The sequence below is a fragment of the Caballeronia zhejiangensis genome (assembly GCF_000698575.1).
Lineage (GTDB): Bacteria > Pseudomonadota > Gammaproteobacteria > Burkholderiales > Burkholderiaceae > Caballeronia > Caballeronia zhejiangensis.
Map to the genome: position 1 here is coordinate 386,802 of NZ_JFHD01000001.1, position 24,426 is coordinate 411,227.

At 62.4% G+C, this 24,426-nt stretch carries 21 protein-coding genes; 12 read left to right on the forward strand and 9 right to left on the reverse strand.

What is annotated here, in order from left to right; genetic code table 11:
- Positions 1–24: 24 nt before the first annotated feature.
- From BG60_RS01720 to BG60_RS01735, 4 genes are all read right to left on the reverse strand, one after another.
- Positions 25–1,689 (reverse strand): alpha-amylase family protein, encoded by a 1,665-nt coding sequence (locus BG60_RS01720; protein ID WP_008346480.1) that lies wholly within the window; start codon positions 1,687–1,689, stop codon positions 25–27.
- Positions 1,690–1,757: 68 nt separating this feature from the next.
- A complete protein-coding gene (locus BG60_RS01725; RefSeq protein WP_008346481.1) occupies positions 1,758–2,246 on the reverse strand; it encodes a hypothetical protein in 489 nt (162 codons plus the stop codon).
- An 84-nt stretch (positions 2,247–2,330) separates the two neighbouring features.
- Positions 2,331–2,789 carry a PRC-barrel domain-containing protein gene (locus tag BG60_RS01730; protein ID WP_008346482.1) on the reverse strand — a complete coding sequence of 153 codons (459 nt, stop codon included), beginning with the start codon at positions 2,787–2,789 and terminating at the stop codon, positions 2,331–2,333.
- A 161-nt stretch (positions 2,790–2,950) separates the two neighbouring features.
- Positions 2,951–4,045, reverse strand: a complete 1,095-nt coding sequence (locus BG60_RS01735; RefSeq protein WP_008346484.1) for a transglutaminase-like domain-containing protein — start codon at positions 4,043–4,045, stop codon at positions 2,951–2,953.
- 592 nt (positions 4,046–4,637) lie between these two features.
- Between BG60_RS01735 and oxlT the strand changes: the two genes are divergently transcribed.
- The 7 genes from oxlT to BG60_RS01770 all read left to right on the forward strand — a co-directional run bounded on the left by oxlT (position 4,638) and on the right by BG60_RS01770 (position 14,135).
- Positions 4,638–5,990: an oxalate/formate MFS antiporter gene (gene oxlT / locus BG60_RS01740; RefSeq protein WP_008346486.1), complete on the forward strand. Its 1,353-nt coding sequence runs from the start codon at positions 4,638–4,640 to the stop codon at positions 5,988–5,990.
- Between the two features lie 285 nt (positions 5,991–6,275).
- Positions 6,276–8,018, forward strand: a complete 1,743-nt coding sequence (oxc, locus tag BG60_RS01745; RefSeq protein WP_034470157.1) for an oxalyl-CoA decarboxylase — start codon at positions 6,276–6,278, stop codon at positions 8,016–8,018.
- A 27-nt stretch (positions 8,019–8,045) separates the two neighbouring features.
- The gene (gene frc, locus BG60_RS01750) at positions 8,046–9,299 is read left to right on the forward strand and encodes a formyl-CoA transferase (protein WP_034470159.1); all 1,254 of its coding nucleotides are present in this window, start codon (positions 8,046–8,048) and stop codon (positions 9,297–9,299) included.
- Positions 9,300–9,397: 98 nt separating this feature from the next.
- A complete protein-coding gene (locus BG60_RS01755; RefSeq protein WP_008346492.1) occupies positions 9,398–9,829 on the forward strand; it encodes a PAS domain-containing protein in 432 nt (143 codons plus the stop codon).
- 272 nt (positions 9,830–10,101) lie between these two features.
- Positions 10,102–11,661 carry a Re/Si-specific NAD(P)(+) transhydrogenase subunit alpha gene (locus BG60_RS01760; RefSeq protein WP_034470162.1) on the forward strand — a complete coding sequence of 520 codons (1,560 nt, stop codon included), beginning with the start codon at positions 10,102–10,104 and terminating at the stop codon, positions 11,659–11,661.
- A 10-nt stretch (positions 11,662–11,671) separates the two neighbouring features.
- A complete protein-coding gene (gene pntB / locus BG60_RS01765; RefSeq protein WP_008346496.1) occupies positions 11,672–13,069 on the forward strand; it encodes a Re/Si-specific NAD(P)(+) transhydrogenase subunit beta in 1,398 nt (465 codons plus the stop codon).
- 16 nt (positions 13,070–13,085) lie between these two features.
- Positions 13,086–14,135, forward strand: coding sequence for a 2-dehydropantoate 2-reductase (locus tag BG60_RS01770; protein ID WP_008346498.1), 1,050 nt, complete (start codon positions 13,086–13,088; stop codon positions 14,133–14,135).
- A 40-nt stretch (positions 14,136–14,175) separates the two neighbouring features.
- Here the strand turns inward: BG60_RS01770 and BG60_RS01775 are convergent, their stop codons facing one another.
- Positions 14,176–15,552 (reverse strand): aminotransferase-like domain-containing protein, encoded by a 1,377-nt coding sequence (locus BG60_RS01775; RefSeq protein ID WP_008346500.1) that lies wholly within the window; start codon positions 15,550–15,552, stop codon positions 14,176–14,178.
- 176 nt (positions 15,553–15,728) lie between these two features.
- Here BG60_RS01775 and BG60_RS01780 point away from each other — a divergent pair, with 176 nt between their 5' ends.
- The 4 genes from BG60_RS01780 to BG60_RS01795 are packed head-to-tail and all read left to right on the forward strand — an operon-like array spanning position 15,729 to position 19,857.
- Entirely contained in the window at positions 15,729–17,012 is a 1,284-nt protein-coding gene (locus BG60_RS01780; RefSeq protein ID WP_008346501.1) for a hydroxymethylglutaryl-CoA reductase, degradative, read from the forward strand.
- Positions 17,005–17,943 carry a hydroxymethylglutaryl-CoA lyase gene (locus BG60_RS01785; RefSeq protein WP_008346504.1) on the forward strand — a complete coding sequence of 313 codons (939 nt, stop codon included), beginning with the start codon at positions 17,005–17,007 and terminating at the stop codon, positions 17,941–17,943. Before BG60_RS01780 ends, BG60_RS01785 begins: the two co-directional genes overlap by 8 nt.
- 22 nt (positions 17,944–17,965) lie before the next feature.
- Complete coding sequence (locus tag BG60_RS01790; protein ID WP_008346506.1) at positions 17,966–18,472, forward strand: HPP family protein; 507 nt, start codon at positions 17,966–17,968, stop codon at positions 18,470–18,472.
- On the forward strand, positions 18,472–19,857 hold the full coding sequence (locus BG60_RS01795) for a tripartite tricarboxylate transporter permease (RefSeq protein WP_008346508.1): 1,386 nt from the start codon (positions 18,472–18,474) through the stop codon (positions 19,855–19,857). The genes BG60_RS01790 and BG60_RS01795 overlap by 1 nt, the downstream gene beginning before the upstream one ends.
- Before the next feature lie 79 nt (positions 19,858–19,936).
- Here the strand turns inward: BG60_RS01795 and BG60_RS01800 are convergent, their stop codons facing one another.
- From BG60_RS01800 to BG60_RS01810, 3 genes are all read right to left on the reverse strand, one after another.
- On the reverse strand, positions 19,937–21,040 hold the full coding sequence (locus BG60_RS01800; RefSeq protein ID WP_008346510.1) for an extracellular catalytic domain type 1 short-chain-length polyhydroxyalkanoate depolymerase: 1,104 nt from the start codon (positions 21,038–21,040) through the stop codon (positions 19,937–19,939).
- A gap of 33 nt (positions 21,041–21,073) precedes the next feature.
- Positions 21,074–21,490, reverse strand: a complete 417-nt coding sequence (locus BG60_RS01805; protein ID WP_008346513.1) for a CopG family transcriptional regulator — start codon at positions 21,488–21,490, stop codon at positions 21,074–21,076.
- Positions 21,491–21,593: 103 nt separating this feature from the next.
- Entirely contained in the window at positions 21,594–22,295 is a 702-nt protein-coding gene (locus BG60_RS01810; RefSeq protein WP_008346515.1) for a hypothetical protein, read from the reverse strand.
- A gap of 8 nt (positions 22,296–22,303) precedes the next feature.
- On the opposite strand from BG60_RS01810, the gene BG60_RS01815 reads away from it, so the two are divergent.
- On the forward strand, positions 22,304–23,590 hold the full coding sequence (locus tag BG60_RS01815; RefSeq protein WP_235366184.1) for a GAF domain-containing sensor histidine kinase: 1,287 nt from the start codon (positions 22,304–22,306) through the stop codon (positions 23,588–23,590).
- A 40-nt stretch (positions 23,591–23,630) separates the two neighbouring features.
- Here BG60_RS01815 and BG60_RS01820 read toward each other — a convergent pair whose 3' ends face one another.
- Positions 23,631–24,401, reverse strand: a complete 771-nt coding sequence (locus tag BG60_RS01820) for an ABC transporter substrate-binding protein (RefSeq protein ID WP_008346519.1) — start codon at positions 24,399–24,401, stop codon at positions 23,631–23,633.
- Between the last annotated feature and the right edge of the window lie 25 nt (positions 24,402–24,426).

The window sequence follows — 24,426 nt, forward strand, 5'->3', positions numbered from 1 at the left end:
TCGATGCGGCCATGCTCTCCAACGTCAAACTTCGCTGCGCTTCAGAAGATAATCGAGACCGCCTGCGCGGAACCATCGATAGCCATACGGCTCCAGCACGACCGTATGCTGTCCCTTCGCATCGCCCTGACTATGATCGTCGGATAACAGATTGACCAGCACGTCGTTCTCTCCAGCGCCGAGGCCGACCCGAAACTTCACGGTGCACGCCGCGGCGCTGAAGTTATGCAGGCAGACCACCGAGTTGTTTCGCCAGTCGTAACGCAGCGCAAGCACGTCGTCGCGCGATGCCTTCAGAATCGCGAAGTCGCCCCAGCTTATCTCGGGCACTTCCTTGCGCATCCGGATCATTCTCTCCATCCAGTTCAGCAGCGAGTCCGGATCGCGGCGCTGGCTCGCGACGTTCACACGTTCGTAGCCGTAGGGTCCGCCAGAAATCACCGGGCAAACGGGACGCGCGTGCTTCGTGAAACCGGCATGCGGCTCCGTCGACCATTGCATCGGCGTTCGCACGCTTTCGCGCTCGGGCAGGCGCAGGTCGTCGCCCATGCCGATCTCATCGCCGTAGCGCACGACGGGCGTGCCCGGCAGCGTCAGCATCAGACTGTACGCAAGCTCGAGCCGATGACGATCTCCGTCGAGCATCGGTGCAAGACGACGGCGAATGCCGCGCTTGTACAGTTGCATGTCCGGCTCCGGGGCGAACGCCGCGAACACGGCTTCGCGCTGCGCGGGCGATAGACGGCCAAGATCGAGTTCATCGTGGTTTCGCAGGAATACGCCCCACTGCGCGGTTGCGGCGCGCGATTTCGTCGCGTCGAGCGCGTTCTTTAGAGGCGTGGCGTCGGCGCACGCGAGCGCATGAAACGTGTTCTGATTGACCTGGAAGTTGAACATCATCTGCAATCGCTCGCCCGCGTCGCCGAAGTATTTCATGTCGGTGTCGGGCAGCACGTTCGCCTCCGCGAGAATGATCGCGTCGCCCTGACGCCATTGCAGGAACTCGCGAAACATACGCAGCATGTCGTACTGCTCAACGGGCCGCTTCACCTGTGCGCCCTTGGCGGCGATGACGAACGGGACCGCATCCATGCGAAAGCCCGAAACGCCGAGCTGAATCCAGAAGCCCATGATCTTCAGCAACTCCGCCTGCACGAACGGATTGGATGTATCGAGGTCGGGCTGAAACTCGTAGAAGCGGTGGAAGTACCACATGGCCGCTTCCTTGTCGTAAGTCCACGTCGTCTTTTGCACGCCGGGGAAGACCACGCCGTCCTTCGCGTTGGCCGGCCGCTTCTTCGACCAGACGTACCAGTCGCGATATTTCGAATCGGGATCGCGCCGCGCCTCACGGAACCACGGATGCTGATCCGACGTGTGATTTACGACGAGATCGATCATCACGCGCAACCCGCGTTGACGGCACGCGTGCGTGAACTCCGCGAAGTCGCCGAGCGAGCCGTATCGCGGATCGACGTTGTAGTAATCGCTGATGTCATAGCCGTTGTCGCGGCCAGGCGACGGCTGGAACGGCATCAGCCAGATGGTGGTGATGCCGAGCCCCTGAAGATAGTCGAGCCGCCGCAGCAAGCCCTGAAAGTCGCCGACGCCATCGCCGTTCGCGTCCATGAACGTGCCGACGGACAGGCAATAGATGATCGCGTTCTTGTACCAGAGGTCGTTGACCATACCGATCGCGTGAAGTCGATGAAGGGCGAACCGGGACGGTGCGCCCCTGCATTGCTTATTGCATATGCTTATTGCTTCTTCGCGGCATCGACCTTCGCTTCGGCCGCTTTCTTGTTCGCGTCGTTCTGGGCTTCGACCTTGTTTTCATCGGCCTTGGCCTGCGCTACGTTCGCATCGTGGGCGGCGTCCTGCTTCTTCCTGTCCGCCTTCGCCTGGGCATCGTGCATCTTCTTGTTGGCCTTGCTCTGCGCGTTGGCCGCGTCGTTTCGCGCGCCCGATGCCTCCGCAGCCGTGGTCGCCTTCGCGCCCTTGGCGGCCTTCTTGTCGGCATCGGCCTGAGCGGAAGCCTTGTCTTCGTCCGCCGATGCCTGTGCCTTGGCCGCATCGCTCCGAGCTTCGGCCTTCTTCTTGTTCGCCGTCGCCTGCTCCTCCATCTTTTCGCTGTTTGCCTTCATTTGAGCCTTTTGCGCGTCCGAGGCATCTGCGGCGACTGCCGCGTGCTGAAACGCCGTCGTGGCGAGGAGTGTGGACGCGATAACAGCGATGAGCTTTTTCATGATCGATATCTCCTGTACATCTGTTTTTGAATGACTGCTCCCGACGCGGCGGGCTAACGGCATCGCCGATCAATGAAGTTCGCTTCAGAGTTCCGGGGGCACGTTGCGATACGTTGCGTCGTCCCGCTCGAAGCGTTGCCAATAGGGCGGCCGGCTGTAGTACCGGTGAATCGAGTCGGCCCACGAGCGATCTGCCATCGATGGCCACGCATCCTTGTCGAAGCCGGGCGCGCTCTTCACTTGTTCCGTGGTCGCTGAAATCCGAAAGCACTTGTTGTTGGTATCCAGCGTCAAGGCGCTCCATGGAATCGCGAGCAGCTTGTCGCCGATCCCAAGGAAGCCGCCGCTCGAAAGGACCGCATACGCGATGCGTCCGGATGTGACGTCGAGCATGATCTCCTTGATCTTGCCGACATCGTCTCCATCGGAACTCAGTACGTTGTTTCCATCCAGCGTGCTCGCGGCCATGACGTCGGGGCCAGGACCATCCGCGGTCTCGGCGCCTTTCCCGACAATGTTCATCTGGCTTGTATCGACTGACATGATTTGTCTCCCAATGAGCCGACGTTCGACATCGGCATGTCGTTATCGACGCAAAGAACGTTCCGCATATTGGGAGACTGCTTTCGTACGACCGTCGGATGTTTCGCGACTGGATGCTTCTCAGTTCGCCGCGGGACGGACCGTTGCAGTCAGTGCTCCAGTCAGCGTGCCGTCACGCGAATGAGCCTTGCTGCCGGACCTTGATCGATGGGCGCGTCTGCGCGATCAGCGGCGACGCGCCACTTCGGGAACGTGCCGGAGCTGTCGACTTGCCACGCATCACCCGCTTCATCGACGTAGATCGCGCTCGCGCGTCCCTTGGCAGCCGATGTCCTGCGCGCACGCGGCGCATCGCGGTCGAATGACCGGCTGCCCAGCTCGTTGAAGACCGTCGCAAGCGGGCGGTCTGCCTGACCCGACTCGCTGAGCGGAGCGGCGAGCGGTCCTGCGGGCGCGCGCAGCACTGCTTCGGCAGGCTTGCGACCAGCGAGGATCGCGGAGAGCAGCGCCGACGGACCAGTCCAGGCAGATGCTTCGGAAACCTTATCGTCTGCACGCTTCGCGGATGCCGCACCCGGTGAATCGAGCGTGAGCGGCTCGCTCGCGTTGTCGATCTGCACGACGAGGATGACGTGCCAGTCGTCCGGCGTGTTCCTGTAGCGCGGCGCGAGCGACACGAGACGCATGCGCGCGATGTCGAAGCCCGCGTCGCGCAGCAGCAGATATTTGGCGACGGCGAAATCCTTGCACACGCCGCTTTCGATGAAGAAACGCGCCGGCGCGTAGTAGCTGCCATCGGTTCCGTCGCGGTAGCGGATCTCGTTGACGAGCGCGTCGGCGAGCAGCGCGGCGGAGCGATCGCCGGTCTTTGCGCGCGCGGCCTTGACCTGCGCAACGAGCCGAGTCCATCCGGCGGGTTCGCGCATCTGATGGATGCGCACCGCTTCGCGCAGGCGCTGCACGCGGCCGATCGCATCCGATGATGGCTCGAGCTTGCTGTCGGCAAGGGGCAAGAGAAAGATCAGGTCGCCGACCTGCGCGAGTTCCGGGCGCATCTTGCGGTTGGCTTCCCACCATGTGCCGGTGCGCAGGCGCTCGATGCCGGCTTTGAGCGCGTGAGGCGTGGCCGTATCGTCAGGAACCGCGACATGCGCGCCGGATGCGGCTACGTTCGCTGCGCCCGCGACGACGGGCAAAAGCAGCGCGGCTGCCAGCGAGCACTGGAGAAAGCAGACGAGCAGTCGGGCGAGTGGCATGGGCGGACTCCTGACAACCGTACCGCGCGCCAATGCGCCCGGTGACTGGAAGCCGCTCATGCTGTTCGTATCGATGGCAACGCGGGCTTTGAACCGACATTGCATGCGACGTGCCAATTTTCAGTGGCACGCCAGATCGTTGATTAGACGAGACATTGCGATCGTGAACGGGAATGCCGCAAGTCCGCGGTGATGGCCGCCGACCAACTGTCGCGCGATATCTGTTGCCGTCCCGCGGACATTCCGGCGCGCGCGCATAGACGTGGCGGCCAATCTGGCCCCGTCATCCATTCACGATAATTAATCCAAACTGAAATTTTTAATAACTTTCCCTTATATTTTTTCTCGCGCACGATGCTCACACTGTCCACTCTCGATACCACTTGGAGGAAAGCGCGGACGTAGCAGGAAACGACGGCACACCTCAATCGCGTGCCCGTCGAGCGAAATCGTTGCCTCAATACACGCGCCACTCGCGCGCGTCAATCGGCTTTCCCCCTGCACGCCCGTCTCGCAAACAAACCTGACGCATCGGCTTTTCAGCACGACATCAAGCGCCGAACGAGCGCAATGACACATAACGGAGACAGACATGGTGAGCGCAGATACGACGGTGGCCGGGCAGTCGCACGGGCGTCGTCAGAACAGGTGGGTGCAGTTGGTCATCGGCATCGTCTGCATGGGGCTGGTCGCCAATTTCCAGTATGCGTGGACGTTGTTCGTCATGCCGATGGACGCAAAGCACCATTGGGGGCAAGCGGCGATTCAAACCGCCTTCACGATCTTCATCGTGACCGAAACGTGGCTCGTGCCTGTCGAAGGCTGGCTCGTCGATAAATTCGGACCGCGCCCGGTGGTGATGGGCGGCGCGATCTTCGCTGCGATCGGCTGGATCATCGACGCCCATGCCACCACGCTCATGCATCTGTACATCGCCGCAGTCGTTGCGGGCATCGGTGCCGGCTGCGTGTACGGTACATGCGTCGGCACGGCGCTCAAGTGGTTCCCGGACAAACGCGGTCTCGCGGCCGGCCTGACCGCGGCGGGCTTCGGCGCGGGCGCGGCCGTCACGGTGATTCCGATCTCGAACATGATCCAGAGCTCAGGCTACGAGCATGCGTTCATGTTCTTCGGCATTCTGCAAGGCGCCGTCATATTCGTGCTCGCGCTGATGCTCGTGCGGCCGAATCCGCCGAAAGGCATCGTGCCGGCCAAGCGCATCGTGGCGACCAAGATCGACTACACGACCGGACAGATGGTGCGAGCGCCCATCTTCTGGGTGCTCTATGCGATGTTCGTCGCGGTGGCGGCGGGCGGTGTGATCGCCACTGCGCAATTCGGGCCGATCGCCAAGGAGTACGGCTTCGCAAGTTTGCCAGTGAGTCTGTTCGGCGCGACCTTGCCGCTGCTCGCGATGACCTTGTCCATCGACAATCTGTGCAACGGCTTCACGCGCCCGCTATGCGGTTTCATCTCGGACAAGATCGGTCGCGAGAACACCATGTTCATCATCTTCTTGGGCGAAGGCGTCGCGCTGCTGGGGTTGATGCAGTTCGGGCAGAACCCCTACATGTTCATGCTGTTCGCGGCGCTGACCTTCCTGTGTTGGGGCGAGATATTCTCGATCTTCCCGGCGACCTGCGCGGACACCTTCGGCAGCAAGTACGCCGCCGCCAATGCAGGAACGCTATACACGGCCAAGGGCACGGCTTCGATGATGGTGCCGCTCGCGTCGGTGCTCGCGTCGCTCGGTTCCTGGAACGCCGTGTTCATCGCTACCGCGATCACGTCGATCGCGGCGGGCGTGTGCGCGAAGTTCGTACTCGCGCCAATGCGTCGCCGATGGATAGAGAACACGGTCACGCAGGCTTCGCCGCAGTCCTATATCGACTTGCCCTTCCAGACCGACTGGACGGACGCGCCGAGCAAGTCGTCGACGCGATGAATCCCGCCTGCTGATACCGAAGCGACGCGTTTCAAGCGCACGCTGTCGCGCGTCCTCCGCAAGAGCTGCGCATTCGATTTGAAAAAAGAAAGGCCGCGTGACAGATGTCCGCGGCCTTTCTTTTTTTAGCAGTGCCGCGCCTGATCTGATGATCGTCAGCGCCTTGACACCGAAACATCTCATCTAAGGGTTCATCCCGATCCCGAACAGCAAACTAAGCTTTGACAAATTCTGTATCTAATATCTAGTATATCACCAACATAACCGGCCCTCTGGGGGAGACAAATGGCAGACGTACTCGAGGCAAGAACACAGGAAGCCGCCGAAGTTCAGGCGCCGCAATTGACCGACGGTTTCCATCTCGTCATCGACGCGTTGAAGCTGAACGACATCGATACGATCTTCGGCCTCGTCGGGATTCCCATCACCGACCTCGCGCGACTCGCTCAGGCCGAAGGCATGCGTTTCATCGGCTTTCGCCATGAGCAGCATGCGGGCAACGCAGCCGCGATCGCGGGCTACATGACGCAGAAGCCGGGCATCTGCCTGACGGTGTCGGCACCGGGCTTCCTGAACGGACTCACGGCGCTCGCCAACGCGACCACCAATTGCTTCCCGATGATCCTGATCAGCGGTTCGAGCGAGCGTGAAATCGTCGATCTGCAGCAGGGCGATTACGAAGAGATGGATCAGCTGAACGCGGCGAAGCCGTATGCGAAGGCCGCCTATCGCGTGCTGCATGCGGAGGACATCGGCATCGGCATCGCGCGTGCGATCCGCGCGGCCGTGTCGGGCCGTCCGGGCGGCGTGTATCTCGATCTGCCCGCCAAGCTGCTGTCGCAGACGATGGACGCGCTCAAGGGCCAGCAATCGCTCATCAAGGTGGTCGATGCCGCGCCGCGTCAGTTGCCGTCGCCGGATTCGGTGAAGCGCGCGCTCGACGTCATCAAGGGTGCGAAGCGTCCGCTGATCCTGCTGGGCAAGGGCGCAGCGTATGCGCAGGCCGACGCGCAGATTCGCGAACTGGTGGAGAAGAGCGGCATGCCGTATCTGCCGATGTCGATGGCCAAGGGCCTGCTGCCGGACACGCATGCGCAATCGGCGTCGGCTGCGCGGTCGTTCGTGCTGCAGGAAGCGGACTGCGTCGTGCTGATCGGCGCGCGTCTGAACTGGCTGCTCGCGCATGGCAAGGGCAAGACGTGGGGCTCGGCGCCGAAGAAGTTCGTGCAGATCGATATCTCGCCGACCGAAATCGACAGCAATGTCGCGATCGCCGCACCACTGATCGGCGACATCGGCTCGTGCGTGGCGGCGCTCGTCGAGGGCATCGGCGCGGAGTACCCGAAGCCGTCCGTCGAATGGACGGGCGCGATCAACGAGCGCAAGAACAAGAACCTGGAGAAGATGGCCGCGACGCTCGCGAAGAATCCGTCGCCGATGAACTTCCACAGCGCGCTGCGCGCCATTCGCGACGTGTTGAAGACGCGCCCGGACATCAACGTCGTCAACGAAGGCGCGAATACGCTCGACTATGCGCGCAGCATCATCGACATGTACGAGCCGCGCAAGCGCTTCGATTCCGGAACGTGGGGAATCATGGGCATCGGCATGGGCTTCTCGATCGGCGCCGCGGTGACGAGCGGCAAGCAGGTCGTCGCGATCGAAGGCGATAGCGCGTTCGGCTTCAGCGGCATGGAACTCGAAACCATCTGCCGATACGACTTGCCCGTCTGCACCATCGTGTTCAACAACAACGGCGTGTATCGCGGCACCGATGTGAATCCGACCGGCGGCAAGGACGTCGCGCCGACCGTGTTCGTGAAGAACGCACGCTACGACAAGATGATCGAGGCATTCGGCGGCATCGGCTACAACGCGACGACGCCCGAAGAGCTCACGCATGCGCTCGAAGAAGCGATCAAGTCGGGCAAGCCGACGCTCATCAACGCAGTGATCGACGAAACGGCCGGCACGGAGAGCGGTCGCCTGACGAATCTGAACCCGCAAAGCGCGGCATCGAAAAAGTAACCAAGACTAGCCACCCAGGAGAAATTCGTGAGCAAGAAACCACTCGAAGGCATCAAGATCATCGACTTCACGCACGTTCAGGCGGGTCCCGCATGCACGCAGATGCTGGCCTGGTTCGGCGCCGATGTCATCAAGGTCGAGCGTCCCGGTTCCGGCGACGTCACGCGTAACCAGCTGCGCGACATTCCGGATGCGGATGCGCTGTACTTCACGATGCTCAACAGCAACAAGCGCTCGTTGACGCTCGATACGAAGCAGCCCGAAGGCAAGGAAGTGCTCACGAAGCTCATCAAGGAATCGGACGTGCTGGTCGAGAATTTCGGGCCGGGCGCGCTGGACCGGATGGGCTTCTCCTGGGAGAACATCAGCAAGCTGAATCCGAAGATGATCGTGGCGTCCGTCAAGGGCTTCAGCGACGGCCATCACTACGACGATCTGAAGGTCTACGAAAACGTCGCGCAATGCGCGGGCGGCGCGGCATCGACGACGGGCTTCTGGGACGGCCCGCCGACCATCAGCGCGGCGGCGCTCGGCGACAGCAACACCGGCATGCACCTCGCGATCGGCATTCTCACGGCGATCATCGGCCGCCAGCAAACGGGCAAGGGACAGAAAGTCGCCGTGTCGATGCAGGACAGCGTGCTCAATCTGTGCCGCGTGAAGCTGCGCGATCAGCAGCGTCTCGATCGCGTCGGCTATCTCGAGGAATATCCGCAGTATCCGCACGGCACGTTCAGCGACGTCGTGCCGCGCGGCGGCAATGCGGGCGGCGGCGGTCAGCCGGGTTGGGTGCTCAAGTGCAAGGGCTGGGAAACCGATCCGAACGCCTACATCTACTTCACCATTCAGGGGCACGCGTGGGCGCCGATCTGCCGCGCAATCGGCAAGGAGCAATGGATCGAGGACCCGGACTACATGACGGCCGAAGCGCGCCAGCCGCATATTTTCGATATCTTCGGCAAGATCGAAGAATGGCTCGCCGACAAGACCAAGTTCGAAGCGGTCGATATCCTGCGCAAGTTCGATATTCCGTGCGCGCCGGTGCTGACGATGAAGGAACTCGCGAACGATCCGTCGTTGCGTGCGAGCGGTTCCATCGTCGAGATCGATCACAAGGTGCGCGGCAAATATCTCACGGTCGGCAGCCCGATCAAGTTCTCGGACCTGAAGCCGGAGATCACGGGCTCGCCGCTGCTCGGCGAACATACCGAAGAAGTGCTGCTCGAACTCGGCTATAGCAAGGAGCAGGTAGCGCAAATGAAGGAAGCGCGAGCTGTCTGACGCGCTTGAAAAGGTAACCGCTGCCGTCCACGAAAGCCCAAGACGGCAGCGGCCCTTCAGAAATCAGTCTCGATCGATACCCAAGCATGGACGACACAATGACCCCCACGATCGACTACGAACAACTCGTCAATGCGATCGGCGATGCCGTGATCGTTTCGGATGCGAGCGGCGCGATTACGCTATGGAATCCGGCGGCGCAACGCATGTTCGGCTTCACCCAGAGCGAAGCTTTGGGGCAGTCGCTCGATCTGATCATTCCGGAGCGCCTGCGCGGTCGTCATTGGGACGGCTATCACAAGACGATGGCGACCGGCGAGACGCGCTATGGGCACGATCTGCTCAAGGTTCCCGCCGTCGATAAGGCCGGACGCGCGATGTCGATAGCGTTCACCGTCGCGCTGCTGCATTCGCCGCAAGGCGAGCTGACCGGTATCGTCGCGATCATCCGCGATGAAACGGCGCGGTTTCAGGAAGAGCGTGCGCTCCGCAAGCGTATCGCCGAACTGGAGGCGAAAGTCGACGCCTGATGATTCAGCGATTCAAAGTATAAAAAGCACCATAGAGATAACGGCTCGCGTCCGCGCAACAAAAGGCGCATGAACGCAGCTCAAGGACGAAGCGGCCACCCATCCCACCGGCCGCTTCGCTCGATGCCCGTATACGCGGCTGACCGACCAGACACTGACCATTATTCGTAACTCGCGCCAGCTTTCTCGCTGATGCGAGGTTTGGCATGCTCGCCAGCCGAATGCAGGCGCGCGCCACTGAAGAATTGAAACCGTCGATTGGGAATTTAGTCATGCCAATGATGATTGCTGTGCCACGGGAACGCTTTCCCGGGGAGCGTCGTGTCGCGTTGACGCCGGAAGTAGTCGGGCATCTGCTGAAGCTCGGATTTGAAGTGAGCGTCGAGGCCGGCGCGGGCGAGCTTGCCGCATTCTCCGACGATGCCTATCGCGCTGCGGGTGCGCGAATCGTGGAGAATGCGCCGTCGCTCTGTGCGGACGCGCATATCGTCGTGAAAGTGCGTGCGCCTTCCATTGCGCCCGTGGGCGATGAAGTCGAGTTGCTGCGCGAAGGATCGACGCTCATCAGTTTCATCTGGCCGGCGCAGAACGAAGCGTTGTTGACGCGCCTCTCTGCGCGCAACGTCACCGTGCTCGCGATGGACTGCGTGCCGCGCATCTCGCGCGCTCAAAAGCTCGATGCTTTGAGTTCGATGGCCAACATGGCGGGCTATCGCGCGGTCATCGAAGCGGCGCACCAGTTCGGCCGCGGCTTCATGGGACAGATCACGGCGGCGGGCAAGATCGCGCCCGCGAAAGTGATGGTGATCGGCGCGGGCGTCGCGGGACTGGCGGCGATCGGCGCGGCGCGCAGTCTCGGCGCGATCGTCCGTGCTTTCGATACGCGGCCCGAAGTGCGGCAGCAGGTGGAAAGCATGGGCGCCGAGTTTCTCGAACTGGACTACGTCGAGGACGGCAGCGGCAGCGGCGGCTACGCGAAAGAGATGAGCGCCGAATTCATCGCGGCTGAAATGGCGCTGTTCGCCGCGCAGGCAAAAGACGTCGACGTCATCGTGACGACCGCGCTGATTCCGGGCAAGCCCGCGCCGAAACTGATCACCGCCGACATGGTGCGCAGCATGCGCCAAGGCAGCGTGATCGTCGACATGGCGGCGGAGCAGGGCGGCAACTGCGAGCTGACGCGGCCGGGCGAGGCGGCATCGATCGAAGGCGTCACGATCGTCGGCTATACGGATCTGCCATCGCGCATGGCAACGCAATCGAGCCAGTTGTACGGCACCAACCTGCGGCATCTTCTGACCGATCTGACGCCGCAGAAGAACGGCGAAATCACGCTCGATACCGATGACGAAGTGATGCGCGGCGTCACCGTCGTGCTGCGCGGCGAGGTGAAATGGCCGCCGCCCAAGAAGCCGGAGCCCGCGATTGCGCCGCCCGCTGCCGCAAAGCCCGCTGCAACGATTGCCGTGACCATCGAACAGAAGCGTCGCGCGGGATGGATCGGCGTGGCCGGGCTCGTCATCGCGGCTGCGTTGCTTGCCGCGCTCGGCGCCGTTGCGCCGCCTGCGTTCGTCGCGCACTTCACGGTGTTCGTGCTGGCGATCTTCGTCGGCTTTCAGGTCGTGTGGAATGTGACGCCCGCCTTGCACACGCCGCTGATGAGCGTGACCAACGCGGTCAGCGGAATCATCGTGACGGGGGCGCTGCTGCAGGTCGGCACGCCGGATCATCTGGTCGCGATTCTCGCGGGCCTCGCGATCCTCGTCGCGACAATCAATATCGCTGGCGGCTTTCTCGTCACTCAACGCATGTTGAACATGTTCCAGCGCTAAGGAGATCGACATGCAAACTGGAATCGGAAGCATCGCCTATCTGGCGGCGAGTGTGCTGTTCATCCTGAGCCTGCGCGGGCTCAGTCATCCATCGACGGCGCGGCGCGGCAATCTCTATGGCGTCGCCGGCATGGCGATCGCGATCGTCACCACGCTCTGGCTCAACGGCGGGGAAGCGCTGCCGGCCGTCGCCGCGCTGATGGCGATCGGCATCGCGGGCGGCGCGATCCTCGCGCGGCGCGTCGAGATGACGCAAATGCCGCAACTCGTCGCGGCATTGCATAGCTTCGTGGGCCTCGCGGCCGTGCTGGTCGCCATTGCGAGCTACCTGTCGCCGGCAGCCGGCGCGGAATCGGACAGCGCGGCGCAGTCGGTCCACAACGTGGAGATCTATCTCGGCGTGTTCATCGGCGCGGTAACGTTCACGGGGTCCATCGCCGCGTTTCTGAAGTTGCAGGGCGTGGTAGGCGGCAAGCCGTTGCTGCTGCCGATGCGGCACACGCTGAATCTCGTCGGCGTGTTCGCGTGCATCGCGCTCGGCTATGTGTTCCTGACAGCGCCCGACGCCGATGTGGGCATCAGCTCGCTCTTGACGATGACCGTCATCGCCGCGCTGATCGGCGTGCATCTGGTGATGGCGATCGGCGGCGCGGACATGCCGGTGGTCGTGTCGATGCTGAACAGCTATTCGGGCTGGGCCGCCGCCGCGACGGGTTTCATGTTGAGCAACGATCTGCTGATCGTGACCGGCGCGCTGGTCGGGTCGAGCGGAGCGATTCTGAGCTACATCATGTGCCGCGCGATGAACCGCAAGTTCCTCTCCGTGATTCTCGGCGGATTCGGCACGGCGACCTCGACCGCTTCGAAGACGATCGAGGGTGAAGTCGCGCCGGTCACGGTCGATGAAGTCGGCTCGCTGCTGCGCGATGCGTCGGAAGTCGTCATCGTGCCCGGTTACGGCATGGCGGTCGCGCAGGCTCAGGCGACGATCAGCGAGATCACGAAGAAGCTGCGCAGCAAGGGCGTGAACGTGCGATTCGGCATTCATCCGGTGGCGGGCCGCTTGCCGGGGCACATGAACGTGCTGCTCGCGGAGGCGAAGGTGCCCTACGACATCGTCCTGGAGATGGACGAAATCAACGACGACTTTTCCAACACGGATGTCGTGCTGGTGATCGGCGCAAACGACATCGTGAATCCTGGCGCGCTGGAGGATCCGGGCAGTCCCATCGCCGGGATGCCCGTGCTCGAAGTGTGGAAGGCGCGCACCGTGGTCGTGTCCAAACGAAGCATGGCGGCAGGCTACGCCGGCGTCGACAATCCGCTCTTCTATAAGGAAAACACGCGGATGCTCTTCGGCGATGCGAAGGGCAGTGTCGATGCGTTGCTCAGTCATCTTGGCGCTTGAGATAGGGGTTTAAACGATGAAGATCTGTGTGTATGGCGCCGGAGCGATCGGTGCATATATGGGCGCGCAACTGGCGTCGGCGGGCGCGGACGTGAGCTTCGTTGCGCGTGGTCCGCATCTCGCGGCGATGCAGGAAAACGGTGTACGGCTGCAAATCGATGGCGGGGAACGTGTCGTCAAGGTCAGATGCGCGTCGGATCCGCGCGAGCTGGGTCCGCAAGACTACGTGATCATCGCGTTGAAAGCGCATTCGGTGCCGGGCGTCGTCGGCCAGATCCAGACTTTGCTCGGACCAGAGACGGCTATCGTCACGGCCGTCAACGGCATTCCGTACTGGTACTTCTACAAGCATGGCGGCGAGCTGGAAGGCTCCACGCTCGACAGCATCGATCCCGGCGCGAAGCAATGGAACGCGCTCGGACCGGAGCGTGCGATCGGTTGTGTCGTGTATCCGGCGGCGGAAGTCGTCGCGCCGGGCGTGATCCGCCATGTGTACGGCAAGAAGTTCCCCATCGGCGAACCGAATGGAGCGCGCAGCGAGCGCGTTCAGAAGCTGCATGAAATCATGAGCGCGGCGGATCTGGATGCGCCCATTCGGGAGCGTATTCGCGATGAAATCTGGCTGAAGCTCTGGGGCAACCTCTGCTTCAATCCGATCAGCGCATTGACTCATGCAACGCTCGATGTCATTACGAGCAATCCGGCCACGCGCGCCGTGTCGAAAGCGATGATGCTGGAGGCGAAAGCGATCGCGGATCGCTTCGACGTGCATTTCCGTGTCGATGTCGAAAGACGTATCGACGGTGCGGGTGCGGTCGGCGCGCACAAGACGTCGATGCTCCAGGATCTCGAGGCCAACCGGCCGATGGAAATCGATCCGCTCCTTACCGTCGTCCAGGAAATGGGGCGTCTCGTCGGGCAGGCGACACCGACGATCGATACGGTGCTCGCGCTCATCAAGCTGCGAGGACAGATGGCGGAGCCTTCGCTTCAATCGGCGGGACAATCGACCCCCGTGGCCGAGAAGTCTTCGCGGACGGGCTTGGCAGCAGTAGCCAGCGCGTAATTGCAGCGTAGCGACACGTCGGGCAGGCGTGCCCGACGTTTCAAGGCGCGAGTGCGTTCGAGAATCGCGGGTCGCCGAGATACGCGACATTGAAGCGAAACCACGGCGAAACGATGTTCGCGTGCGCGGAAAAAATCGTCCCCGGCGCGAGGATCACGTGCTTGCCGAGCATCTCCTTCGCGAACGCTATCGAATCGTCGTGCCCGGGCAAACGCGCCCATAGATAAAGACTCTGATCGCTGACCTTGAAGATGGTCGCGCCAAGACGCGTCAACGCTTCGACGCCCGTCGCCGTCGCGCGTTTGAGGCGGTCCTGCAAGCGGTTCGTGTGACGCAGAAAGTGTCCGTCGCCGACGATCGCATCGAGCGTGCGCTCGCAGTATTCGCTGCTGCTTACGTGCGTGAGCATCTTCACGTCGGCGAGATCGCTGGCGAGATCGGCATCGCAGGCGAGAAAGCCCACGCGCAGCGCCGCCGACACCGACTTCGAAAAGCTGCCGATATAAATCGTGCGCCGCAATTGATCCAGCGCGCTGATGCGCGTCGCCGAGCGCGGCTTGAGATCGGCGAGGGCGTCGTTCTCGACGACGATCAGATCGTGCGCTTCCGCCAGTTGCAGAACGCGGTGCGCCTTCGCCGCGCTGATGTCCGTCGCGGTCGGATTATGTCCGACCGATTGCGTGAAGAAGAGCCGCGGCCGATGCGTTTTCAGCCGCTCCTCCAGCGCCGCGATATCCGGCCCGTCGACCGCGCGCGGCACGCCGACGATATTCGCGCCCGACAGCTTCAGCTTGCCGAACAGCGCGTAATAGCCGGGATCGTCGACGAGCACGGTGTCGCCCGGGCGCACGAAGTAACGCACGACCATGTCCATCGCCTGATTCGCGCCGTGCGTGAGGACGATCTGTTGCGGCGCGGCTTCGATCTCATAGCCGGCGAGCTTTTGCTGCAGATGCTGACGCAAGGGCAGATAGCCGAAGCGGCTGCCGTAACGAAACAGCGACGCGACACCGGTTCGCACCACGCGCTGGTGGAAGTGATCGAGCCGCGTCTCTTCGAGCCATGCGACGGGCGGAAATCCCTCACCGAGATTGAGAAAGTCCGGCTTGCTCTGCAACTGTTCGCGCATGAGCCAGACCGAATCCATCGCGCGATCGAGCGTCGGCGCATCTTCGTCATGCTGCTGCGGCTTCGCCACGCTCGCGACGTAAAAGCCCGCGCCGCGTCGCGGCTCGATGAGACCGTTCGCCGTCAGCATGTCGAACGCGCTGATGACGGTGTTTTTTGCGCAGCCGTTCGCCTCAGCGTATTCCCTGATCGACGGGAGTTTGTCGCCCGCGCGCAGCACACCTTCGGTGATCTGTCTGGCGAGATTGTCCGCGAGTGTCGCAGACAGGCTCGGCTTCTCATGCCGCATCGTATCGACCTGTTCTGAAAATGATCCTGCTGTCATGGGTACAGCAAGGTCACTGTTTGTCGGAATTGTACCTTTGAAATGGGTACAGTCAGCCTATTATTCGCTCACCCGGTGCGTTGCTGCAAGCATCGAAAGCGAACACTCACGACACACATCCAGACAGAAGAGGAAGACACATGATCGATTCGAAGTTGCCGAACTTCCGCGCGATGTCGCCCGCGCAACGCCTCTCGCACATCGCGCAGGCAGCGGACCTCGACGACGCCGAGCACGCGCTCCTCGCGAAACCCGGCGCGCTGCCGCTCGAAACCGCGAACGGCATGATCGAAAACGTCGTCGGCACGTTCGAATTGCCGATGGCGGTGGCGGGCTACTTCCAGATCAACGGCCGCGACGTGCTGGTGCCGATGGCGGTCGAAGAGCCGTCGATCGTCGCCGCGGCGTCGTTCATGGCGAAGCTCTCGCGCGAGGCGGGCGGCTTTCGCACCTCCAGCACCGGGCCGTTGATGCGCGCACAAGTGCAGATCGTCGGCGTGTCGGACCCGTATGGCGCGCGGCTTGCGATTCTCAAGCATCGCGACGAGCTGATCGAAATGGCGAACGCGCGCGACAAGGTGCTGATCGGTCTCGGCGGCGGCTGCCGCGACATCGAAGTGCACGTGTTTCCGGACACGCCGCGCGGCGCGATGATCGTCGCGCATCTGATCGTCGACGTGCGCGACGCAATGGGCGCGAACACCGTCAACACGATGGCCGAAACCGTCGCGGGCCGCATGGAGGAAATCACGGGCGGCAAGGTGCGTCTGCGCATCCTGTCGAATCTCGCGGATCTGCGCCTCGCGCGCGCGCAGGTTCGCTACAGTGCGGCCACGCTGCAAACGAAGGAATACGCGGGCGAGGACGTGATCGCCGGCGTCGTCGATGCGTATCTGTTCGCGGCGATCGATCCGTACCGCGCCGCCACGCACAACAAGGGCATCATGAACGGGATCGATCCGGTGATCGTCGCGACGGGCAACGACTGGCGCGCGGTCGAGGCGGGCGCGCACGCGTACGCGAGCCGCGGCGGGCGCTATACGTCGCTGACGACGTGGGAAGTGGCGAACGACGGCGACCTCGTCGGCACGATCGAAATGCCGATGCCCGTCGGACTCGTCGGCGGCGCGACGAAGACGCATCCGCTCGCGCGTCTCGCGTTGAAGATCATGAACGTGGGCTCGGCGCAGGAACTCGGCGAGATCGCGGTCGCGGTCGGTCTCGCGCAGAACATGGGCGCGTTGCGTGCGCTCTCGACGGAGGGCATCCAGCGCGGCCACATGGCGCTGCACGCGCGCAACATCGCGCTGGCAGCGGGCGCGAGTGGCACGGATATCGACTGGGTCGTGAAGAAGATGGTCGCCGCGCGCAACGTGAGCGTCGATTACGGCATGAGTCTTCTGCAAGGGCCGCGCGATGAATGAGCTGCCAAAGCGCGTACGCATCGTCGAAGTCGGTCCGCGCGATGGCTTGCAGAACGAACCGTCGCACGTATCGGCCGATGTGAAGGCCGAACTCATCGAGCGCCTGATCGATGCGGGCGTGCGCTATGTCGAAGCGGCCTCGTTCGTATCGCCGAAATGGGTGCCGCAAATGGCCGATGGCGCGCACGTGCTCGAACGCGTGCGCGACAAGGCGCGCGCCACGCACACGACGCTCGCCGCGCTCGTGCCGAACATGAAGGGCCTCGACGCCGCGCTCGCATCGCATGTCGATGAAATCGCGGTCTTCGCGGCGGCATCCGAATCGTTCTCGCAGAAGAACATCAACTGTTCGATCGACGAAAGCATCGCGCGCTTCGAACCGGTGATCGCGGCGGCGCGCGAGGCGAACGTACGCATTCGCGGCTATGTATCCTGCGTGCTCGGATGCCCGTTCGAAGGCGAGATTGCGCCGCAAGCCGTCGCGCGCGTCGCAAGGAAGCTCTTCGACATGGGCTGCTACGAGATCAGTCTCGGCGATACCATCGGCGCGGGCACGCCGCGAAAAACCCAGGCGATGCTCGACGCGTGCATCGAACACATTCCCGTCGATGCGCTCGCCGGTCACTTCCACGATACGTGGGGCATGGCCGCCGCGAACGTGCACGCGGCGCTGCAACGCGGCGTCGCGGTGTTCGATGGCTCGGTATCGGGCATCGGCGGATGTCCGTATTCGCCGGGCGCGACGGGCAACGCCGCAACGGAGGACATCGTCTATTTGTGCGAGGGCATGGGCATCGAGACGGGCGTCGATCTGAACGGACTTGTGCAAGCGGGCGCATTCATTTCGACGGCATTGAAGCGCGAAACGTCATCGCGCGTGGCGCGCGCACTCGAGGCCAAGCGTCAGCGACAAGAAGAGCAGTGCATCTGATCACTCCATTCAAGGAGGAGACATGGAACAGCAACTCGCCGCGCACGAGCGCGGCCGGGCGCTCTCGCAAAGCGCCGAAACGACGGAGTATCAGCTCGTCGAAATATGGGGCGATACCGTCGATACGCGGCATCTCGCGTGGTCGGTCGTGCTCGGCATCGCGATCAGCTACGGCGCGTTCGCCATCGCGAATCGCGTGCTCGCCGCTTATGTGCCCGATGCCGCGATGGCCCGCGCTTACGCGATGCTCGTCGGCCTCGCCGGATGCCTGATCGCGGGCGTGGTCTGCGCGAAGCTCTTCAAGCCGAAGCGCGAAGTGGTCGAGGAAGCGCACGGCGCGGCGGGCCGCGAGGAAGTGCTGAAGCAGCTCGCGAACGAAGCGGGCGGACTCGGGCGCGTCGCGGACCTGCCGCCTTCGGTCGTCGCGGAAATGAAGGAGCTCGGTTTGTACGAGCTTTTCGCCGAATATGAACAACGCGATGAACAACGCGATGAACAACGCGATGAACAACGCGAAGGAGCGCGCTGATGGAACCGTTCGTCACTCAACTGCTCGTCGCGCTCGGCATGGGACTCATCGGCGCGATCGTGTTCTCCGGCATCGGCCTCATTTCGGGCACCGATGAAACCACGACGCTCGCGCCGCTCACCTTGCTCGTCGTGCTGCTCGGCGTGCCGCCCGTCGGCGTGTTTTCGTTCTTCATGGCGGGCGCGGTTTCGAAGCACATGACGCACGCGATTCCGACCGCCTTGCTCGGCATTCCCGGCGACACGCTCGCCACGCCCCTGCTGCAGCAAGCGACGATGCTGCGCAACCTCGGCGTGCCGCATATCGCCCTGCGCAAGATGATCTCGGGCGCGATCGTCGCGGCGTTCGTCGCCGTGCCGCTCGCGGTGCTGTTCGCCGTGCTGCTCGCGCCGTTCGGGCCGGTCATCACGAAGGCCGCGCCGTGGGTGTTTCTCGCGGCATCGGTCGCCATTGCGTTCTTTTCGTCGGGACGATGGGCCTCGGTGTTTCTGCTCGTGCCGTTCGTGCTGGTGATCGTCGGTCTTCAGGCGCTCACGGGCAAATACGGCGTGAAGCTCTCGGTGAGCTACTTCCTCGGCATCGCGATCGGGCCGCTCATCGCCGATCTGTTCTCGATACTCTCGCCCGCCGATCGCGCCCGCATGCGCCGCGAACGCGTCCGCACGTTCTCGCTCGCGCCCGACGTGAAGGGCTGGAGCGGCTACTTCCCCAATCCGATGAAAGTGCTGGACGGCCAGCAACGCGGCTGGGTCACGGCCACCGCGGCGATATCGAGCGCGACATTCGTGTTCAGCCCGGTCGCGATGACGGTCGTGCTCGGCGAACTCGTCGGCTCGCGTGTGAAGCATGCGTATCATCGCCTGACGACGGTGATCTCCGCGCGCAACGGCGTGACCGAAGCGACTTACATCGCCGAAGCGCTGATTCCGCTGATCGCGTTCGGTCTGCCGCTGAGTCCTGTCGCGGCGGGACCGGCCGCGCCGCTATTCAACGCGCCGCCGCGCTTTTTCGTCGATACGGCGACGGGCCACATCAACAATCTGCATACGTTGATGACGACGTGGCAGTTCCTCGGCTTCGGCTTGCTCGCGGTCGTGCTCGCGGCGCTCGTCGCGTATCCGCTGTCGATGAACTACGCGCATCGCGCGGCGTCGTTCGTCGCGAGGAAGCTGAGTCACGAGGCGATCATCGCGACGTTCGTCGGTCTGATCGTCGTAATCAGCGTGTGGGAAGGGCAACTGCTCGGTCTGCTCGTGATTCTGAGCGTGGGCTTGCTCGGCGGATTGCTGTCGCGCAACTTCGGCTTCAATACCGGCGTGCAGTTCATGGGCTATTACACGGCGGTGTTGAGCGTGCCGGCTTTGACGAAGGCCTTTGGCGCGTGACGCGGTGCGCGCTGCGTTTCGTTATCCGACCGGCGGCAACCGGTCGGACGCCGCCGATCGAGGGCGCAAAGGCGACCGCTCACTGCCGGCGCGGATGTTCGAGAAAGAATCGCAGCATTTCGGCACTGGCGTCGGGGCCGGACGGATCGGTATAGCTTCCGCTTGACGAGCCACCGGACCACGCATGCGGCGCGCCGTGGATGATCCAGAGTTCTGCATCCACCCCGGCTTGCGACGTCATGTGCCGGACCGTATGTTTGCGCGCCCGGCCGTCACCGCTCGACGCGCGGGCGGGTGCCGCTTCGCTCGCAGAAAACTCGCGTACCAGTTCGTTGGCGTTCGAAGGATGCACGGTAGCATCGGCATCGCCGTGAAAGACGATCAGCGGGCATTGCGACGCCTGCGCGTGATGAATGTCCGCCCGGCCGGCTTTGCGCGCCTTGGATCGGGCCTTGCCACCGCGCATGGCCGCCAGCGCCGATGGCAAGTCGTGCGCGCATCCCACGGGCAGGCCCGAGTGAATGCCTGCTGCCGCGTAAAGGTCGGGATAGGTTTGCGCCACGATCGCCGCCATTGCGCCGCCGGCCGAAAGCCCCGCAACGAAGACGCGTTTCGGATCGACGTCGTGATCGGCCATCACCTCTCGCGTGATGCCCGCGATCAGCGACGGCTCGCCGTGGTCGCGCTGCTGGTCGCCGTGCCTGAACCAGTTCCAGCATTTCGACGTATTCGCGTTCTGCGGCTGGATTGGATAAGCGACGATAAAGCCGTGCGTTTCGGCGAGCGCGTTCATCCGCGTGCCGGATGCGAAGTCGTCGGCGTCCTGGGTGCAGCCGTGCAGCATGACGATCAGCGGTAAAGGATCGCGACGTGAATGAGCGGGAACGTAGACCTTGTAATCGCGTTGACCGGCGGCGCCGACATAACGACGCGTGCTGAAGTGCCCGCGATCCTGCACGTCCGCATCAGTCCGCGTCTTGCCGGCGTGGCGCCGGGGTTGCAAGAGATCGGCGAATCGCGCGGTCGTCGTGTCGTCCTGCGGGTTAGGGTGCGCGGTTGCCGTGTCCGTCCGTTCGCCGCGCATGGCGCGTTTGACGATTTCCGCGGCCGCGGCGGGATCGTTGCTGCGAAAGAGCGCGAATGCCTCTTTCATCGAGTCCAAAAAACCTTCGTTGAGTTTCATGTTCATTCCGTTAGCGGGAAGGCGTCAGGCGCATCAGCGGATTCGATCCGCCAATGCGGCCTTGACTGCCGGTGACGCATGGAGCGCGCCTCGAACCAGAATCGAGTCGATCGCTGCCAGCGCGAGTTCGGGGGAGACGTCCATGGCAATGCTCGCCAAACCGAGCACCTGAATCCGCAGACGCTGATTGGCCGCGCATGCCGCCTCGAGATCCTGTTTCGAAAAATGCTGAAGGCCGAGCACGAGTTCGCGGCGCGTCACGGTGTCCTTCAGAGCCGGCGCATGAATCGACAACTGATTGCGGATGGCCGTGCGGATCAGATCCGTCCGGTTCGAGTAAAAGCCTTCCTCGACGAGCAGATCGATCTGGCCCAAGTCGACCGGACCGAGATTGATGGTGATTTTTTCGGTTTCGCTGCCTCGCGAGCGATCCGGCACTTCTTTTGCCATAGTGTGAAAAACCTCCCGTTACCATCCATGTGGATGGTTATAGGAGAATTTCAAGAGAGCGTCAACGATGATTTTTGCGATTTAGCGCAGACGCGATCGCGACTCAGACGCGCACCCAGCAACCCGATTCCGGGCACACGGCGGTTCGTGAGCCGTTCAGCCAGACTTGCGCTTCCTCGAGTTGCAGCGCGTTCGAGCGGTCGCTATCGAAGACGACGTTCAGCGCGTTTCCGGTATCGGCGTCTTCGATGGGAAGTTCCCACGTCAGGAAAATCTGGGTGAAGTCGTGGTCCGGGGGGAAGTCGGCGGCGCAGAAGCGGTCGCTGTCGCGCTGAATGACGCCGTGAGGCTGGACCGTATCGAAGATCACGGCCGTTCCCCTCGTCAGCGCAATGCGTTGTCCGATAGCGGGGAAGTGCAAGTCCAGACCTTTGTCTTCGCTCAGGAAGAGATTGCAAAAAGCGGCGCCGCCATACTGCTCGCCGTCATGGTGATACCTGGCGCCACGACAGGCCATCAACGCCATGTCGCTATCGTCGAGCACCGCGGGAAGCCCCAGCGCGCCGGTCCAGTCGGACATGGCCTGCACGCAGCGTTTGTAGTCCGGCCAGCGAAATTGCGTCCGCGCGAGATGCATCGGCTCGACATCACCGGGTTCCAGCGCGAGACGCTTCGTGGTTTCTCTCTGCCAATCCGCGAGCATCGACGCGGGAGGCGCAGGCAGATCGAGCGTGCCGGATAGAACGATGTCACTGACGCGACGACTGCGGATCGCGTCGCCGCTCCAGAAGAAAGAAGTCAGCATGTCTCGCATTGGGCAGGACTTTCGGAGCTAAAAAGAAATGTTCGCGGCGCATAATACGGCCTTGTCACATCTCAGCAGCATTCGACATGATAACTTTGACCGGGGAAGACGGCCCTGACGCACTGAAGGACGACATCGAGGCTATCGGCCGCGTGAGTGCCGTGGGCTCGATGCTCAAGGCGATTTGCGAAAGAACATCGATGGGCTACGCCGCGGTCGCGCGCGTGACAGACAATACGTGGACAGCGTGCGCCGTTCACGACGACATTGGCTTCGGTCTGGAAGTCGGCGGTCAACTCGATCTGAAGACGACGCTATGCTTCGAATCGCGAGAAGCGCGCGAATCGATCGTCATCGATGACTTCGGGAACGATCCGCGTTACTGCGGTCATCACACGGCCAGAATCTATAACCTTCAAAGTTATATCTCCGTGCCGATCGTTCTATCCAACGGCCGGTACTTCGGCAATCTATGCGCGATCGATCCGCGTCCGCACTATCTGTCCGATGTCCGCACGGTCTGCATGTTCGAGGCGTACGCCAAGCTCATCGCGCTTGAGCTCGAACTGGAGGAAAACCGCTCTGCGTCGGCAACTGCGCTATCGCACGCGCGCGAGACCGCGGAATTGCGTGAGCAGTTCATCGCCGTTCTCGGACATGACCTGCGCAATCCGCTAACAGCGGTGCATTCGATTGCCGAATATCTTTCGATCAAAGGTGGAACCACCGAGATCACTCAACTCGGATTGCGATTGAAGGCGGTCGCCGGCCGAATGGCGGGTTTGATCGACGATGTAATGGACTTCGCGCGCGGACGCCTGGGCGCCGGACTGGGCGCCCACATCGCGCCGGTGCCCGATCTCGGCAAGCTTTTGCGCGATATCGTTTCCGAGGCAAAGGCGGGTCATCCCGGCTTGATGATAGAAGACAGCATCGCCATTGAAGGAACCGTCCACTGCGATTCGGTTCGTATGCAGCAGCTATTGTCCAATCTGTTAGGCAATGCAATCACGCATGGCGCGGCGGACTTGCCTATTACCGTAAATGGGAAAGTCGAGGCCGGGAAATTGATCATCGCCGTGAAGAACGGTGGCGATGTCATTGCGCCCGAGGACATCAGGAAAGTGTTCGAGCCATATTGGCGGCCCGCCGATCAACCGCGAGGCGGGGGTCTCGGTCTCGGTCTTTTCATCTGCAAGCAAATCGTGCAGGCTCACAATGGCGATCTGCAGGTATCGTCATCGCTCGCCGATGGCACATGTTTCACTGCAATCATCCCCGTTCGGCAAGTGTGACGTCGGGATCCGCTGATGCCGGCGTCGAGACGATAACCTCTCAACTGCCGTAAGGATCGAACTGGAAATACCTGGCTGCGAGTTGTTTATAGGTGCCGTCGGCGAGCATGTCGGCGATCGCCTTGTTCATCTTTTCCTTCAGTTCGATATCCGACTTGCGGATTCCAATGCCCGCGCCGTTGCTCGCATAGACATTGCCGCCGGTGAACTTGAAACCGGCGCCTTGCGGCGTTCTCAGGAATCCGTACTCGCCGACGGCTGCATCGGTGAAGCAGCTATCGAGACGGCCTGCGGCGAGATCCGCGAATACCTGATCGAAATTCGGATAAGAAACGACGCGCGCGCCGGCGGGCGCCCAATGTTCCTTCGCATAGGATTCGGGAACGGTGCCCTGCTGGACACCGATCGATCTTCCTTTCAGCGATTCCGCGGTGGGTTCGAGGTTCGTGTCTTTACGCACGATCAGTTTGTTCGGCGTCTTATATAACCTCGATGTGAAATCGATCACCTGTTTGCGTTTGTCGGTAATCGACATGGACGCGAGAATGGCATCGAATTTCTTGGCCTGAAGCGCGGGAATCATGCCATCGAAGTCGTTCTGAACCCATTCGCATTTTGCGTGCATGCGCTTGCAGATTTCGGTCCCGAGATCGATGTCGAATCCGACGAGCTTGCCGCTGGAGTCGCGCGATGAAAACGGCGGATGCGACGGATCCACGCCGTATCGAAGCGTCGACGCATCCTGAGCGCTTGCATACGATGAGGTGAAGGCGGCCGCGCAAAACAGCAGGGTCGACACGAATCGTTTCATTACAGAAGTCTCCGGCTGATGATCT

Excerpts from the sequence above, each read along its gene's own strand:
- BG60_RS01720 (WP_008346480.1), bottom strand. The coding sequence starts at position 1,689 with ATGGTCAACGACCTCTGGTACAAGAACGCGATCATCTATTGCCTGTCC.
- BG60_RS01725 (WP_008346481.1), bottom strand. The coding sequence starts at position 2,246 with ATGAAAAAGCTCATCGCTGTTATCGCGTCCACACTCCTCGCCACGACG.
- BG60_RS01730 (WP_008346482.1), bottom strand. The coding sequence starts at position 2,789 with ATGTCAGTCGATACAAGCCAGATGAACATTGTCGGGAAAGGCGCCGAG.
- BG60_RS01735 (WP_008346484.1), bottom strand. The coding sequence starts at position 4,045 with ATGCCACTCGCCCGACTGCTCGTCTGCTTTCTCCAGTGCTCGCTGGCA.
- oxlT (WP_008346486.1), top strand. The coding sequence starts at position 4,638 with ATGGTGAGCGCAGATACGACGGTGGCCGGGCAGTCGCACGGGCGTCGT.
- oxc (WP_034470157.1), top strand. The coding sequence starts at position 6,276 with ATGGCAGACGTACTCGAGGCAAGAACACAGGAAGCCGCCGAAGTTCAG.
- BG60_RS01755 (WP_008346492.1), top strand. The coding sequence starts at position 9,398 with ATGACCCCCACGATCGACTACGAACAACTCGTCAATGCGATCGGCGAT.
- BG60_RS01760 (WP_034470162.1), top strand. The coding sequence starts at position 10,102 with ATGCCAATGATGATTGCTGTGCCACGGGAACGCTTTCCCGGGGAGCGT.
- pntB (WP_008346496.1), top strand. The coding sequence starts at position 11,672 with ATGCAAACTGGAATCGGAAGCATCGCCTATCTGGCGGCGAGTGTGCTG.
- BG60_RS01770 (WP_008346498.1), top strand. The coding sequence starts at position 13,086 with ATGAAGATCTGTGTGTATGGCGCCGGAGCGATCGGTGCATATATGGGC.
- BG60_RS01775 (WP_008346500.1), bottom strand. The coding sequence starts at position 15,552 with ATGCGGCATGAGAAGCCGAGCCTGTCTGCGACACTCGCGGACAATCTC.
- BG60_RS01780 (WP_008346501.1), top strand. The coding sequence starts at position 15,729 with ATGATCGATTCGAAGTTGCCGAACTTCCGCGCGATGTCGCCCGCGCAA.
- BG60_RS01785 (WP_008346504.1), top strand. The coding sequence starts at position 17,005 with ATGAATGAGCTGCCAAAGCGCGTACGCATCGTCGAAGTCGGTCCGCGC.
- BG60_RS01790 (WP_008346506.1), top strand. The coding sequence starts at position 17,966 with ATGGAACAGCAACTCGCCGCGCACGAGCGCGGCCGGGCGCTCTCGCAA.
- BG60_RS01795 (WP_008346508.1), top strand. The coding sequence starts at position 18,472 with ATGGAACCGTTCGTCACTCAACTGCTCGTCGCGCTCGGCATGGGACTC.
- BG60_RS01800 (WP_008346510.1), bottom strand. The coding sequence starts at position 21,040 with ATGAAACTCAACGAAGGTTTTTTGGACTCGATGAAAGAGGCATTCGCG.
- BG60_RS01805 (WP_008346513.1), bottom strand. The coding sequence starts at position 21,490 with ATGGCAAAAGAAGTGCCGGATCGCTCGCGAGGCAGCGAAACCGAAAAA.
- BG60_RS01810 (WP_008346515.1), bottom strand. The coding sequence starts at position 22,295 with ATGCTGACTTCTTTCTTCTGGAGCGGCGACGCGATCCGCAGTCGTCGC.
- BG60_RS01820 (WP_008346519.1), bottom strand. The coding sequence starts at position 24,401 with ATGAAACGATTCGTGTCGACCCTGCTGTTTTGCGCGGCCGCCTTCACC.